Annotated in this window: 13 protein-coding genes; 6 read left to right on the plus strand and 7 right to left on the minus strand. The window is 72.1% G+C overall.

The window, feature by feature from the left end; genetic code table 11:
• Window positions 1-37 precede the first annotated feature (37 nt).
• On the plus strand, window positions 38-523 hold the full coding sequence (locus CVS47_RS07830; protein ID WP_127095580.1) for a Dps family protein: 486 nt from the start codon (window positions 38-40) through the stop codon (window positions 521-523).
• A gap of 69 nt (window positions 524-592) precedes the next feature.
• On the opposite strand, the gene CVS47_RS07835 is transcribed toward CVS47_RS07830, so the two are convergent.
• From CVS47_RS07835 to CVS47_RS07865, 7 genes are all read right to left on the minus strand, one after another.
• Entirely contained in the window at window positions 593-1,264 is a 672-nt protein-coding gene (locus CVS47_RS07835) for a response regulator transcription factor (protein ID WP_127095581.1), read from the minus strand.
• 29 nt (window positions 1,265-1,293) lie between these two features.
• Complete coding sequence (locus CVS47_RS07840; protein ID WP_127095582.1) at window positions 1,294-2,694, minus strand: sensor histidine kinase; 1,401 nt, start codon at window positions 2,692-2,694, stop codon at window positions 1,294-1,296.
• A gap of 132 nt (window positions 2,695-2,826) precedes the next feature.
• Window positions 2,827-4,335 (minus strand): amidohydrolase, encoded by a 1,509-nt coding sequence (locus CVS47_RS07845; RefSeq protein ID WP_127095583.1) that lies wholly within the window; start codon window positions 4,333-4,335, stop codon window positions 2,827-2,829.
• Complete coding sequence (locus tag CVS47_RS07850; protein ID WP_127095584.1) at window positions 4,332-4,967, minus strand: FMN-binding negative transcriptional regulator; 636 nt, start codon at window positions 4,965-4,967, stop codon at window positions 4,332-4,334. The genes CVS47_RS07845 and CVS47_RS07850 overlap by 4 nt, the downstream gene beginning before the upstream one ends.
• A gap of 16 nt (window positions 4,968-4,983) precedes the next feature.
• Window positions 4,984-5,982, minus strand: coding sequence for an Fpg/Nei family DNA glycosylase (locus tag CVS47_RS07855; RefSeq protein ID WP_127095585.1), 999 nt, complete (start codon window positions 5,980-5,982; stop codon window positions 4,984-4,986).
• The gene (locus CVS47_RS07860) at window positions 5,982-6,530 is read right to left on the minus strand and encodes a ribose-5-phosphate isomerase (RefSeq protein ID WP_127095586.1); all 549 of its coding nucleotides are present in this window, start codon (window positions 6,528-6,530) and stop codon (window positions 5,982-5,984) included. The genes CVS47_RS07855 and CVS47_RS07860 overlap by 1 nt, the downstream gene beginning before the upstream one ends.
• A 50-nt stretch (window positions 6,531-6,580) precedes the next feature.
• Window positions 6,581-7,810: a ferrochelatase gene (locus tag CVS47_RS07865; RefSeq protein WP_241240318.1), complete on the minus strand. Its 1,230-nt coding sequence runs from the start codon at window positions 7,808-7,810 to the stop codon at window positions 6,581-6,583.
• 150 nt (window positions 7,811-7,960) lie between these two features.
• On the opposite strand from CVS47_RS07865, the gene pepN reads away from it, so the two are divergent.
• From pepN to CVS47_RS07890, 5 genes are all read left to right on the plus strand, one after another.
• Complete coding sequence (gene pepN / locus CVS47_RS07870) at window positions 7,961-10,504, plus strand: aminopeptidase N (protein WP_127095587.1); 2,544 nt, start codon at window positions 7,961-7,963, stop codon at window positions 10,502-10,504.
• 140 nt (window positions 10,505-10,644) lie between these two features.
• Window positions 10,645-11,556, plus strand: coding sequence for an ABC transporter ATP-binding protein (locus CVS47_RS07875; protein ID WP_127095588.1), 912 nt, complete (start codon window positions 10,645-10,647; stop codon window positions 11,554-11,556).
• Window positions 11,553-12,380, plus strand: a complete 828-nt coding sequence (locus CVS47_RS07880) for an ABC transporter permease (protein WP_127095589.1) — start codon at window positions 11,553-11,555, stop codon at window positions 12,378-12,380. Before CVS47_RS07875 ends, CVS47_RS07880 begins: the two co-directional genes overlap by 4 nt.
• A gap of 10 nt (window positions 12,381-12,390) precedes the next feature.
• Window positions 12,391-13,680 (plus strand): sensor histidine kinase, encoded by a 1,290-nt coding sequence (locus tag CVS47_RS07885; protein WP_127095590.1) that lies wholly within the window; start codon window positions 12,391-12,393, stop codon window positions 13,678-13,680.
• Window positions 13,677-14,357, plus strand: coding sequence for a response regulator (locus CVS47_RS07890; protein WP_127095591.1), 681 nt, complete (start codon window positions 13,677-13,679; stop codon window positions 14,355-14,357). The genes CVS47_RS07885 and CVS47_RS07890 overlap by 4 nt, the downstream gene beginning before the upstream one ends.
• Window positions 14,358-14,376: the final 19 nt, after the last annotated feature.

The raw sequence follows: 14,376 nt of genomic DNA on the forward strand, positions 1-14,376 counted from the left end.
AAACGTCAGAGATAGCTCGCCGCAGACGGAGGACACCATGAGCAAGATCCACACCATTCCCGCGACTGCCGCCGACCCCACGGTCGCCGCCGGCACCGCCCAGTTCCTCACCCCCGTCGTGCTCGGACTCCAGGCCCTCGTCGTCAACGGCAAGCAGGCCCACTGGAACGTGCGCGGCACGAACTTCCTCCCCATCCACGAGCTGCTCGACAGCGTCGTGACGCACGCACAGGACTGGTCCGACACGGCCGCCGAGCGCATCGTCGCCCTGGGCCTGCCGATCGACGCGCGCCTGGCCACCATCTCGGCGAAGGTCAAGGACACCGCGGTGCCCGCCGGCTTCGCGCAGTGGGATGAGGTCGTGAGCGACGTCATCAGCGACATCGACGCCGTCCTCGTCGACATCCGCGCTGCCGTCGAAGGCCTCGGCGAGGTCGACGCCAGCAGCCAGGACGTTGCGATCGAGATCCAGCGCGGCATCGAGAAGGACCGCTGGTTCCTGGTGGCGCACCTCTCCTCCTGACACGCGCACGACGACGCCCCCGGCACCAGGCGGTGCCGGGGGCGTCGTCGTGTCGGCGCGGTGCCGGCCTCAGCCGCGCTGCAGGAACGCGAGGACGGCGAGCACGCGCCGGTGGTCGGAACCCGACTCCTCCAGGCGCAGCTTCTGGAAGATGGCGGTGACGTTCTTCTCGACCGCTCCGACCCCGATGTGCAGCCGCTGCGCGATGGTCATGTTGCTGCGGCCCTCGGCCATCAGCTCGAGCACGTCGCGCTCGCGCGGCGTCAGAGCCGAGAGCGGATCGGGTCGGGCGGCCAGAAGCTGCCGCACGACGACCGGGTCGAGCACGGTGCCGCCCGCGCGCACGCGGCGGATGGCATCGGTGAAGTCCTCCAGCGACGTGACGCGATCCTTCAGCAGGTAGCCGACGCCGCCCTCCCCCTCGGCCAGCAGCTCGCGGGCGTAGACGCCCTCGACGTACTGGCTGAGCACGAGGATCGCGACGCCGGGAGCCTCCGCGCGGAGACGGAGCGCCGCTCGGATGCCCTCGTCGCGGAACGTCGGCGGCAGCCGGACGTCGAGAACGGCGACGTCGGCACGGGCGGCCGTCACGCGCGCCACGATGTCGTCCGCGTCTCCGAAGGCGCCGGCGGTGACGTATCCGGCCTCGTCGAACAGCCGCACCAGGCCCTCCCGCAGGAGCACCGAGTCCTCGACGAGGATCAGCCGAGTCCGGTCGTCGGTGTCGGGGTCGGTCGTCACGGGTTCAGGATAGGCGGCGATCCGCGCGCTCACGCCGGCATCCCGGGGAGCGGGATGTGGACGCCGACGGTCGTCGGGCCGCCGACGGGGCTCTGCACCACCAACTCGCCGCGCAGTCCCGCGACCCGCTCGGCGAGTCCCGCGAGGCCGTGGCCGGCGACGGTGCGCGCGCCGCCCCGTCCGTCGTCGGTGACGACGACGTCCAGCATCCCCATCGTCTGCGGCGTCGGCTCACGCAGCGAGGCGTGCAGGCTCGCCGCCGTCGCGCCCGCGTGCTTGATCGTGTTCGTGAACAGCTCGGACACGGTGAAGTAGACCGTGCGGGCGATCTCGGGACTGACCGCCCCGTCGATGCGCGGATCGATGCGGATGTCGACCGACAGCGGCACACCGGCCGCGACGGCGCTCAGCGCGGCGGAGAGACCCCGATCCTGCAGCAGGGGCGGCGCGACGCCGCTGGAGAGGGCGCGCAGCTCGTCGAGGGCGGCCTGGGCGTGCCCGCGGGCCTCGCGGGCGAGCTCGGCGGCGGCGTCGCCGTCGCCCGCCGCGGCGCGGCGTTCGAGCGCGGCCAGATCGAGCTGCAGACGCACCAGCCGCTGCTGCGGCCCGTCGTGGATGTCGCGCTCCAGGCGTCGCAGTGCGACGTCCTCCGCATGCACGGCCGCACCGCGGGCCGCGGCCTCGGCGCGCACCTCGGCCGCGAGGTCGTCTGAGCGCCAGCGTCCGAGCATCGACTCCGCGATCGAGTGGTGGGCGATCGTGAGGCCGCGCAGCACCCACGGGAGCGTGAAGGCGAAGATGACACCCGCGATGACGCTGAGCAGGATCTGCACGGCCACGGGCGCCGCGCCTCCGACCAGCCCGGGGATGCCGTCGGTGACGACCCTCCCCCAGCGCCCGCCGCTGCCGCGCGGCGCGATCAGCAGCCACACCCACGAGGTCAGTCCGCCGACGGCGACGCTGATCCATGTGACGGTCACGGTGAAGGAGACGATGCTCAGCAGCGGGCTCACGATCATCCCGTGCGCCAGGTAGGCCCAGTAGTGCGCGACGCGCAGCGGCCGCGTCAGCGTCATCCAGAAGCCGTTCTGGTCGGGGCGGTCGCGCGACCACTCCGGCTCGGGGATGTCGCGCAGGCCGGTGAGCTTCAGCAGGAACCGGTCGCCCAGGCCCAGCCCGCGCGCGACGAGCAGGGCGGCGACGATGATCGGGAGCCCGACGACGAGGATGATGAGCGCCACTCCCGTCCAGAACAGCGACGCCAGCACGCCCACCGCCGTCATGGCCAGGGCGAAGACGGCGATCAGGTAGACCGCGTTGCCCGGCACGCGTCGCCACTGCTCGCCGTAGGTGCGCCACCACCTGTTCGCTGGGGTCGGCGGCGCCGCAGAGGCGTCCAGAGGAGGGAGGGAGGTCATCGTCGTGTCCATGATCCCAGCCTTCTCGCCGGGGCGGGGATGCGGCATCCCACCCGCTCCCGAAGGCACACGGGGGCTGTCCCCCCTGCCGGTCTCGGGTCGTCCGGGCACACGGGCGCGGTGCGTGAGCCGTCCGTGCGGCGCTCAGGCGCGGTGCGTGAGCCGCCCGCCGAGGAGCGTCGCCGCGACGGCCATCGACCGCAGCTGCGGACCGGTCGCGATCACGGGGTCGCTCGCGGTCAGGGCGAGGTCGGCGCGGGCGCCCGGTTCGATGCGCGCGCCATCGGTGGAGCCGCCCGCCGTCGATGCGGCGAGGGCGGTCGCCGCATCGAGCCCCTGCTCGGCATGCCACTCCTTGCGGCCGTCCTTGGAGCGGTGCGTCGCCGCGGCCATCGTCGCCCACGGGTCGAGGGCGGCCACGGGGGCGTCCGAGCCGAACGTCACGGTCGCTCCGGCGTCGGCGAGGGCGCGCAGCGGGTAGGGCAGCGCCGTCTGCGTCGCCCAGATCGTGTCGGACATGTCCCGGTCGTCGAGCGCGTGCTCGGGCTGCACGCTCGCTCCGACTCCCAGCCGCGCGAATCGCGGGATGTCGGCGTGCGCCACCAGCTGGGCGTGCTCGATGGTCCCCCAGGCGCCCGTCACGGCGAAGGCGTCGAGCGCCTCGGTGTTGGCGACGTCGCCGATCGCGTGGATGGCGCACGCGAGACCGCCGGCGGCCGCCTGCGTCATCAGCGCCCGCAGGTCGTCGCGGGCGACGGTGAGCATCCCACGGTCGCCGGGATGGTCGGGGTACGGATGCGAGCACGCGGCGGTGCGCGTCCCCAGCGAGCCGTCGGTGATGACCTTGAACGGCCCCACGCGCACGAGCTCCGATCCGCCGTCCCGCACGCGGTCTCCGGTGCGCATCCCCTCGGCCAGCGCGCGGTCGAGGTGCTCCGGGTAGATGCCGAAGGACACGCGGAGCGCGTCGAATCCGCCGTCCACCCGCCGCGCCCAGGCGCCCGCGTTCCACGCCATGTCGAGGTCGACGAGCCCGACGACGCCGCGGGCCGCGGCATCCTGCGCCATCTGCGCGATGAGCGCGTCGGCGACCGCATCGTCGACCGCGTTGAGGCGGCGGCCCACCTCGAACGCGGGCGTCTCGCGGAGCATGCCGTCGGGGGCATCGGTGATGCCCTCGCGGCGCAGCGCGGCGGAGTTCAGCCACATGCTGTGCAGGTCGGCGTTGTAGAGGTAGGCCGGCACCTCGCCCGTCGCGGCATCGAGGAGCGCGAGATCGGGCCGATCGGACCAGAGCGCGTCGCGGAGCCCGACGCCGACGCGACGCCCGTCGACCAGGACGGGAGACTCGGCGATGAGACGGGCGGCGTGGGCGGCGGATGCCGCGGCACCGAGATCCGCTCGCTGTGAGACGAGCGCCCACGGCAGCGCGTGCACGTGGTGGTCCCACAGGCCGGGGATGAGCCAGGTGCCGTCCGCGTCGAGCACCTCGCCGCGCGGCCGCAGTGCGCCCGCCGGCGCGATGTCGGCGATGACGCCGTCGGAGAGGAAGACGTCGTAGGCGATCGTGTCGTCGGGGAGCACTTCGCGGCCCGCCCCGGCGATGCGCGCGCGCCGGATGGTGCCGACGGTCGCACCGACGCCGGCGCTCACGGACGCGTCCGGGCGTCGGCCGCGCGCCGCATCTCGGCGGCGAGCTCGGCACTCGCGTACGGCCCGTCGCCCGACAGCTCGGCGATCACGTTCTCGACCACCTCGGGGGTCTTGTTCTGGCTGAGCTTGCGCTTGGCGACCACGCGGGTGGGCGTGAGGCGGAAGCCCACCGTGCCGCGCTCGAGCCGCTCGATGAAGGCGGCATCGTTCGGGGTCTCCCACATGAGGCGGGGGTCGGTCTTGCGCGACTCGAAGCGGGCGACGAGCCGGTCGAGCACGGCCAGGTTCTCCTCGGTGCTCAGCAGCTCCGGAACCCCGCTCAGGTGCACCGAGACGAAGTTCCACGTCGGCACGGATGCCGCGTCCCCGTACCAGGACGGGGAGATGTAACCGTGCGGACCTTGGATGACGACGAGCAGCTCGCGGGAGCCGAGGCCGTGGATGAGGTCGTCCGGCTTGCCGACGTGACCGACGATCGTGAGGTCGTCGCGCTCATCGTCCAGCAGCACCGCGTAGTGCGAGGCGATGAGTCCGTCCTCCGTGCTGCTGACGAGGGTCGCCCAGGGGTGGAGGTCGACGAGCCGGCGGAGCTCCGCGACATCCGTCATCGCGAAGGAGGGGTTCTGACGCATCCCCCCAGCCTAGAAGTCAGGCCTGGCAGGACGGACACCAGTAGAGCTTCCGCCCCGCCGCCTCCTCCATCACGATCTCCGTGCCGCACACCCGGCAGGGCAGCCCGGCACGGTGGTAGACCCAGTGCCGGTCGGCACGCCGGGCCATCGCGCGGCGGCGGGCCGCAGCATCCAGTCCGTCCATCGTCATCATCTGACCGGTCTCGACGCCGATGGCGAGGAGCTTCACCCAATCCCGCCAGATGTCGCGGACGGTCTCCTCGGGCACGTCGCGGCCCGGCGTGTGCGGATTCAGGCGGGCGCGGAACAGCAGCTCGGCCCGGTAGACGTTGCCGATGCCGCTGATCACGCTCTGATCCATCAGCAGCAGGCCGATGGGAGTGGGCTTGCGGCGGATGACCGAGACGACGCGCTCCTCGCCCTCGGCGAGATCGTCGACGAGCGGATCGGGACCGAGCTTCGCGATCGTCGCGGCCACCTCGTCGGGGGTCTGGATGACGCAGGCGGTCGGTCCGCGGAGGTCGGCGCAGGTGATCTCGGTGAGCAGCCGCAGGCGCACCTGCCCGACGACGGGCGGCGGCCACGGCTGCCCCTCGTCGTCGAGACCGGACGTCTGCTCCGACATGCGCACGCGGGTCCTGGTGCGGCGCGGGGCGCCGATCGAGTCGAGCGAGTTCTCCCCCGCGGCATCCATCACGGCGTCGTCCACGACGGTGCCGCGCTGATTGGTCTGCCCCATGCGCCCGTTGGCGGAGGCGATGGTGGGATCGACCACGATCTCGCCCGCGAAGTCCCAGGCCCCGTACATGCCGAGGTGCACGCGCAGCCAGAGGTCGTCGTCGAACTCGAGGAACATCTGCTTCGCGACGGCCTTCACCGACGTCGCGGTGCGGCCGTCGATCATCGACGCGCCTTGGACGAACCTTCCCTGCGGACTGGATGCCGCGACCCGCCGACCCACGATGTTGCGGTCGAACTGCCGGGCGATGCGATGGACGGAGTGTCCCTCCGGCATCAGCCCGCCTCGGGATCCACGGCGTCCACGTCCTCGCCGCCGGCCACGACACCGCCGCCCGCCGCCGCGCGCGGGTCGGGCTGGAGCGAGCCGTCTGCCTCGAAGGCGGCGATCTGCCCGATCCGCCGCACGTGTCGCTCCTCCCCGGAGAAGGGCGTCTCGATGAAGCGGTCGATGAAGCTCGCCGCCTCCTCGAACGTGTGCTGACGTGCGCCGATCGCGATGACGTTCGCGTCGTTGTGCTCGCGGGCGAGCTCGGCCGTCGCGATGTTCCAGACGAGCGCCGCCCGCACGCCCCGCACCTTGTTCGCGGAGATCTGCTCGCCGTTGCCCGAGCCGCCGAAGACGACACCGAGGGCCTCCACACCGGCCTCCTGATCGCGTACCACGGCCTGCGCCGCGCGGATGCAGAACGCCGGGTAGTCGTCGAGCGGCTCGTAGTCCAGCGGACCGTGGTCGATCACGTCGTGACCGGCCTCGGCAAGGTGGTGCTGCAGCTGCGTGGAGAACTCGAGACCGGCGTGATCGGTGGCGATGTGGATGCGCATGGGGCCAATCCTAGGGAGCGTCGGAGCCGCCGCCGCAGGGCGGGGTCGGCTCAGGGCAGGATGCCGGATGCCGCGGGCTTGAAGCCCGCGCGGATGTTCTCGCAGCAGCCGGGGCGGCATACGTCGAACCACGGACCGAGCGAGGTCACGTGCGGGCGCTCGGCCGCGGGAGTGCCGTTCAGGCGCTCCTCGACGAGGTCGACCAGCCCCGACACATACGCGGGGTCGACACCGGGCGTGGGAGTGCGCACGGCGCGGATGCCGGCGGCCTCCGCCGCCTCCATGGCTTCGGTGTCGAGGTCCCAGAGCACCTCCATGTGGTCGCTCACGAAGCCGAGCGGCACGATGGCGAGGGCCTGCACGCCCGCGTCGGACAGCGTCTCGATGACGTCGACGACGTCGGGCTCGAGCCAGGGCTGCGTGGGCGGGCCCGAGCGCGACTGGTACACGAGGTCCCAGGTGACGCGGTCGGCGCCGGGCACGACGCGGGCCACCTCGTCCATCACGTACGACGCGACCGCGCGGTGCTGTGTGGCGTAGGCGCCGCCCTCACCGAGCTCGGGGCGGTCGGGGTCGCCCTCGCGGGGACCGGAGCGCTCGGCGTCGGCGGTCGGGATGCTGTGGGTGGAGAACAGCACGCGAACGGCCGACGGGTCGACGCCGTCCTGGAGGAAGGTCGCGATCGCGTCGCGGACACCAGCGACGAAGGCGGCGACGAAGCCGGGGTGGTCGAAGAACTGGCGCACCTTGTCGATCGTGACCGTGCCGCCGAGTCCCGTCTCGGTCAGCACGCGGGCGAAGTCCTCGCGGTACTGACGGCAGCTCGAGAAGGAGCTGTACGCGCTCGTAGCGATCGCCAGCAGCGTGGTGTGACCGGCGCCGTTCGCCTCGGCGACGGCCTCCTCGAGATAGGGGGCCCAGTTGCGGTTCCCCCAGTAGACCGGCAGGTCGAGCCCGCGGCGGGCGATCTCGGCCTCGAGGGCCGCCTTCAACTCGCGGTTCTGCGCGTTGATGGGGCTCACCCCGCCGAAGTGGCGGTAGTGGTGGGCGACCTCTTCGAGGCGCTCGTCGGGGATGCCGCGCCCACGGGTGACGTTGCGGAGGAACGGGATCACGTCGTCCTGACCCTCGGGACCGCCGAAGCCGGCGAGGAGGATGCCGTCGTAGGCGACGGGGACCTCGACGTGCGGAGCGCCGGAGGATGCGGCCGGCGAGGCGAAGAGAACCTGAGGCGTCTGGTCGGACGAGGAGGCGGGCAGCTGCTGCTCGAGTGAACTCACCCCTCGATTCTCACACCCGTGCGAGACGCGGGGCGCGTCCGGAGGCCGGATGGCCGCTCGGACGCGCCTGGCATAGGCTGGGACGGTTGTCGCCGGCGCCAGCAGCGCCCGTCCGCGGCATCCGAACCCCTCACCCCTGGGAGCAATTTCGTGCCTGGAGAGAACCTCACCCGCACCGAGGCGCAGGAGCGTCGCGACATCGTCGACACCCGCGCATACGAGGTCGAGCTCGACCTCACGAGGGGCGCCGAGGTCTTCGGCTCCCGCACCGTCGTGCACTTCGCCGCGACCCCCGGCGCCGACACCTTCATCGACCTGATCGCCGGCGACATCCGCTCGATCACCCTCAACGGCCGATCGCTCGACCCGGCCGAGGCGTACGCCGACTCGAGGATCGCGCTCGACGATCTCGACGCCGACAACGAGCTCGTCGTCGACGCCGACTGCCTCTACACCAACACCGGCGAGGGCCTGCACCGCTTCGTGGACCCCGTCGACGACGAGGTGTACCTGTACTCCCAGTTCGAGGTGCCCGACTCGCGCCGCATGTTCACGGTGTTCGAGCAGCCCGACCTGAAGGCGACCTTCGCGTTCCGCGTCACCGCTCCGGCGCGCTGGAAGGTCATCTCCAACTCGCCGACCCCCGAGCCGGCCGTCGACGGAGAGACGGCGACGTGGACCTTCGAGCCCACTCCCCGCATCTCCTCGTACATCACGGCGCTCATCGCCGGCCCGTACGAGTCGACGTTCTCCGAGCTCACCAGCGCCTCGGGCCGCGTGATCCCCCTCGGCGTCTACGGACGCAAGAGCCTGTGGGAGCACCTGGACGCCGACTACATCTTCGACAAGACGCGCGAGGGCTTCGCGTACTACGAGGAGAAGTTCGACTACCCCTACCCGTTCGCCAAGTACGACCAGCTCTTCGTGCCGGAGTTCAACGCCGGCGCCATGGAGAACGCGGGCGCGGTGACCTTCACCGAGACCTACGTCTTCCGCTCCAAGGTGACCGACGCCGTGAAGGAGCGACGCGTCGTCACGATCCTCCACGAGCTCGCCCACATGTGGTTCGGCGACCTCGTCACCATGAAGTGGTGGGACGGCCTGTGGCTGAACGAGTCCTTCGCGGAATGGGCGTCGACCATCGCGACGGCCGAGGCGACGGAGTGGACCGAGGCCTGGACCACGTTCAACGCCATGGAGAAGACGTGGGCCTACCGCCAGGACCAGCTGCCCTCCACGCACCCGGTCGTCGCGACGATCAACGACCTGGAGGACGTGCAGGTCAACTTCGACGGCATCACCTACGCCAAGGGCGGATCGGTGCTCAAGCAGCTCGCCGCCTGGGTGGGCATCGAGCAGTTCTTCGCGGGCGTCGCGGCGTACTTCAAGAAGAACGAGTGGTCGAACACCGAGCTGTCCGACCTGCTCTCCGAGCTCGAGGTCACGAGCGGCCGTGAGCTCTCGGGCTGGTCGAAGAAGTGGCTGGAGACGGCGGGCGTGAACACCCTCACGCCGCTGATCGAGGAGTCCGGCGACGGCACCGTCTCGCGCTTCGCGATCGTGCAGACCGCGCCGGCCGACTACCCGACGATCCGTCCGCACCGTCTCGGCGTCGGCTTCTACAGCCTCCGCGACGGCGCGCTGGTGCGCGTGCACCACCTCGAGCTCGACGTCGACGGCGACCGCACCGACGTCCCCGAGCTGAAGGGCGTTCCGCGGCCCGACCTGGTGCTGCTCAACGACGACGACCTGGCCTACGCCAAGATCCGGCTGGATGACCGGTCGCTCCGGACCGCGATCGATCACCTGGGCGCGATCAGCGACCCCCTCGCCCGCTCGCTCGTCTGGGGTGCGGCCTGGGATCAGACGCGGGATGCCGAGGCCTCGGCCGGCGACTACATCGAGCTCGTGCTGCGCAACATCGGCGCCGAGACCGAGTCAACCACGGTGCGCACCACGCTCGGACAGCTCGTGCTGGCGGCCAACTCCTACGTCGCCCCGGAGAAGCGCGAGGCCACGCGGGAGCGCGTCGCCGACGCCCTGTGGGACCTCGCACAGGCCGCCGAGGCCGGGAGCGACAGCCAGCTGCAGTTCGTGACCGCCTTCGCGGGCGCGGCGGCGACCCCGGCGCAGTGGGAGACCGTCCGCCGCCTGCGCGACGGCGAGCTCACCCTGCCCGGCCTGCAGATCGACACCGACCTGTCGTGGCAGCTGCTCGCCTCGCTCGCCGCCGGCGGAGTGGTGTCGGCGCAGCAGATCGACGACGCCCGTGCGGCCGACAACACGGCGAAGGGCGGAGAGTTCGCCGCGCAGGCGAAGGCCGCGCTGCCGGATGCCGCGTCCAAGCGGATCGCATGGGACTCGCTCATCGGCAGCGACGACCTGCCGAACACGATCGTGCGCTCGACCGCGATGGGCTTCACCCACCCGGCCGGCCGCGAGGTGCTCGCCGAGTTCGTCGGACCGTACTTCGAGATGCTGCTGCCGGTGTGGGAGTCGCGAAGCTACCAGATCGCGCAGTACCTCATCGTGGGGCTGTACCCGGCGGCTCTCGCCGACCGGTCGCTGCGTGACGCGACCCGCTCGTGGCTGGCCGCGAACGCGGACGCCGCTCCCGCGCTCCGCCGTCTGGTGCAGGAGAACCTCGCCGGAGTCGAGCGCGCCCTGGCCGTTCAGGAGCGCGACGCGCAGTAGTCGCCGCGCGCGGTGTCACGGATGCCTCGTCCTGCGGGACGGGGCATCCGTCGTCTCCGGCACCGTGGTACCACCCGCCGCGGTCGGAATCCGCCGTCAGGGGGACGCGGCGCGCACGTCGCTGTCCCTACGGTGAAGACATGATCGTTGCAGAACAACTCACCAAGCGCTTCGGCGACAAGACGGCCGTCGACGACGTGTCGTTCACGGTCCGCCCCGGGAAGGTCACCGGCTTCCTCGGACCCAACGGCGCGGGCAAGTCCACCACGATGCGGATGATCGTCGGGCTCGACCGCCCCACGTCCGGCTCCGTGACCGTGGGCGGCGCGCGCTACGCGACGCTCCGCTCGCCTCTGACGGAGGTGGGCGTGCTGCTGGACGCCAAGGCCGTGCACACCGGGCGCACCGCGCGCGATCACCTGCGCGCCATGGCCGCCACGCACGGTCTCGGCCGGAGCCGTGTCGACGAGGTGATCGAGCTCACCGGCATCGGCTCCGTCGCGGGCAAGCGGGCGGGCAAGTTCTCCCTCGGCATGGGGCAGCGCCTCGGCATCGCGGCGGCACTCCTGGGCGACCCGCACACGCTGATCCTCGACGAGCCGGTGAACGGCCTCGACCCGGAGGGCGTGCGCTGGGTGCGGCAGTTCGTCCGCCATCTGGCCTCCGAGGGCCGGACGGTGCTGCTGTCCAGCCACCTCATGAGCGAGATGGCCCAGACCGCCGACCACGTCATCGTGCTCGGCCGGGGGCGGGTGCTCGCCGACGCGCCGCTGTCCGACCTCGTGCGCGCCTGGACGACGACCACCCTCGTCGTCCGCTCCCCGCGTCTCACCGAGCTCACCAACGCCCTCGCCGGACCCGACATCACCGTCACCGCCGTCGAGCCGGGTGCCGCCTCCGTCACGGGCACCGCGGCCGTCGCCGTCGGCGACCTCGCCGCTTCCCTCGGCATCCCCCTGCACGAGCTGAGCCCTCGCTCCGGCTCGCTGGAAGACGCCTATCTCGCCCTGACCGGCGACGCCGTCGAGTACAAGACCAAGGAGATCTCATGACCGCCGTCACCTCGGAGCCCGCGCTCCGCACCCGTTCGGCGTCGACCTCGCCGTCCCGCCTCACCTTCGCCCGCCTGCTGAGCTCCGAGTGGATCAAGCTGGTGAGCCTCCGCTCCACCTGGTGGTCGCTCGCCGTCGCGGCCGTCCTGTCGATCGGACTGTCGGCGCTGATCGCCGCCGTGACGAGAGACCTGGGCGCCGGGCCCGGCGGCGGTCCGTCGCTGGCGGCCGTGAACGTGATCCTGCTGCCCACGCAGTTCACGATGCTCGTGGCGGGCATCCTGGGGGCGATCGCGATCACCGGCGAGTACTCGACCGGCATGATCCGCTCGACCCTCACCGCGCAGCCCCGTCGCGGTGCCGTGCTCGCCGCGAAGGCCATCGTCGTGTCTCTCGTGCTGGCCGCGACGACCGTCGTCATCTACGCGATCGCGATCCTGGTCACCGCCCCCCTGGTGACGACCGGCGTCGACTGGTCCGACGCGTCCCAGTCCGTCATCCCGCTCGCCTTCGGCGTGTTCGCGATGGTGGTCTACGCCCTCATCGGTCTCGGCTTCGGGTTCGTCGTGCGCAACGGCGCCGGCGCCATAGCCGCCACGGTGGGCGTGCTGTTCGTCCTGCCCATCGTGTTCAGTCTCTTCTCGATCGCGGGCGAGAGCTGGCAGTGGCTCGTCGACGCGGCCCAGTACCTGCCGTCGAACGCCGGAGGCACGCTCGCCTCGACCGGCGGCAGCGATAAGCTGCCGGCGTTCCTGGCCATGGTCGCCTGGGCCGTCGTGCCGCTCGGCCTCGGCTGGACGGTGCTGCGCACGCGCGACGCGTAGAGTCGGCCGGATGCCGCGCCAGGCCCGCACGATCGTCGTCGACGCCCCCACGGGCGTCGACGACGATCTGCTGCTGCCGCGGCCTCCCGGGGTGTTCCGCCGCTTCTGGTCGCGGCATCCCCGGCTGGCCGACGTCGTGATCGCCCTGAGCGCGGTCTTCTTCTCCCTGCCCTCCGCCGCCCTCCGCGCGGGTGCGCCGGAGGAGACCACGCCCGAGCAGATGTGGATCGCCCTGGCGATGATCGTCGCCGGTGGCGTCGCACTTCTGTTCCGCCGCCGGCATCCGTTCGCGGCCCTCGTCGCCGGCACCGCTCCGCTCCTGCTCCTGCCGCCCAGCCTCGGACCCGCGGTCCAGCCGCTGCCGGCCTTCGCGATCTACGCGGTCGCCGTCTACGCCTCGGCGCGGGCCTGCTGGATCGCGTTCGGCGTCGTGGGGACGGCGCTGGCGCTGTACGCCGTCGGCTTCGCCGTGGCCGAGCCCGCGCAGCTCGGGTACCACATCTCGTCCTTCGTGTCCGCGATCCTGGCGCTGCTTCTCGGCAGCCTGCTGGGCGTCAACGTCGGCAACCGCCGCCGCTACCTCCAGGCGCTCATCGACCGTTCGCGTCAGCTCGCCGTCGAGCGCGACCAGCAGGCGCGACTCGCGGCCGCCGCCGAGCGCACCCGCATCGCCCGCGAGATGCACGACATCGTCTCGCACTCGCTGACGGTGATCGTCGCGCTGTCCGAGGGCGCCGCGGCCGCCGCCGACCTCGACCGCAGCCGTCAGGCCAGCCTCAGCGCCGCCGACACGGCGCGCGGCGCGCTGGAGGAGATGCGCGCCATGCTCGGCGTGCTGCGCGATACGTCGGATGCGCCGGCGACGGCCTCGGCCTCGGTGTCGCCGCGCGATCCGCTCGAGCCCGTCGACCCGGCGGCCGTGGTGGCGGCGGCTCAGCACGCCGGGTTCCCGGTCGTGTCCGAGTTCACCGGCAGCCTCGCGGACGTGCCGCGCTCCGTCCGCTTCGCGCTGGGGCGCATCGTGCAGGAGGCCCTCACCAACGCGATGCGTCACGCTCCCGACGCCCGCGCCGTGCGCGTCACCGTTCGTCGCACCGGCGACGAGATCGTCGTGCGCGTCCGCGACGACGGCGCCGGTGCCGCGACGTCGGCGGACTCGGGCGGGTTCGGGTTGCGCGGCCTGCGTGAGCGGGTCGACCTGGTCGGCGGCTCGATGACGGCCGGCCCCGCGTCCGGAGGAGGATGGGAGGTCCGCGCGCGACTGCCGATCCCGCGCGACGACGGAAGGGCAGGGACATGACCGAGCCGATCAGGGTGCTCATCGTCGATGACCAGCACCTCATCCGTCTGGGGTTCCGGCTCGTCCTGGAAGCCGAACCCGACATGGAGGTGGTGGGCGAGGCCGCCGACGGCACCGAGGCTCTCGCTCGGGCGGCGGAGCTCCGACCCGACGTGATCCTCATGGACGTCCGGATGCCGCGGCTCGACGGCATCGGAGCGACCGAGCAGATCGTCCGCGCGTGGCCGGACGCGCGCATCCTCATCCTCACCACGTTCGACCTCGACGATGACGCCTTCGCCGCCCTGCGCGCGGGTGCCAGCGGGTTCCTGCTCAAGGACGCCCAGCGCTCCGAGCTCGTCGGCGCCGTCCGGGCCGTCCATGCCGGGGATGCCGCTCTCGCCCCCCGCATCACGCGGCGGCTCATCGATCTCGTGGGGGCGCTTCCTGGACCGGCGGCGCCCACGACCTTCGATGCGCTCACCGACCGCGAGCACGAGGTCTTCACCGCGATCGCCGGCGGGCTGACCAACGCCGAGATCGCCGCGAAGCTGTTCCTCAGCGAGTCGACGGTCAAGACGCACGTCGGACGCGTGATGGCGAAGGTCGGCGCGCGCGATCGCGTGCACGCCGTGATCCTCGCCCATCAGGCCGGGATCACCCCCGCCGGTCCCCCTCCGGACTCGCCGGCGTCCTGAGCACCGCCCAGGATCGGCA

Source organism: Microbacterium lemovicicum, assembly GCF_003991875.1.
Lineage (GTDB): Bacteria > Actinomycetota > Actinomycetes > Actinomycetales > Microbacteriaceae > Microbacterium > Microbacterium lemovicicum.

Coding starts and splice junctions, on each gene's coding strand:
- CVS47_RS07830 (WP_127095580.1), top strand. CDS start 38: ATGAGCAAGATCCACACCATTCCCGCGACTGCCGCCGACCCCACGGTC.
- CVS47_RS07840 (WP_127095582.1), bottom strand. CDS start 2,694: ATGGACACGACGATGACCTCCCTCCCTCCTCTGGACGCCTCTGCGGCG.
- CVS47_RS07850 (WP_127095584.1), bottom strand. CDS start 4,967: ATGCGTCAGAACCCCTCCTTCGCGATGACGGATGTCGCGGAGCTCCGC.
- CVS47_RS07855 (WP_127095585.1), bottom strand. CDS start 5,982: ATGCCGGAGGGACACTCCGTCCATCGCATCGCCCGGCAGTTCGACCGC.
- CVS47_RS07860 (WP_127095586.1), bottom strand. CDS start 6,530: ATGCGCATCCACATCGCCACCGATCACGCCGGTCTCGAGTTCTCCACG.
- CVS47_RS07875 (WP_127095588.1), top strand. CDS start 10,645: ATGATCGTTGCAGAACAACTCACCAAGCGCTTCGGCGACAAGACGGCC.
- CVS47_RS07880 (WP_127095589.1), top strand. CDS start 11,553: ATGACCGCCGTCACCTCGGAGCCCGCGCTCCGCACCCGTTCGGCGTCG.
- CVS47_RS07885 (WP_127095590.1), top strand. CDS start 12,391: ATGCCGCGCCAGGCCCGCACGATCGTCGTCGACGCCCCCACGGGCGTC.
- CVS47_RS07890 (WP_127095591.1), top strand. CDS start 13,677: ATGACCGAGCCGATCAGGGTGCTCATCGTCGATGACCAGCACCTCATC.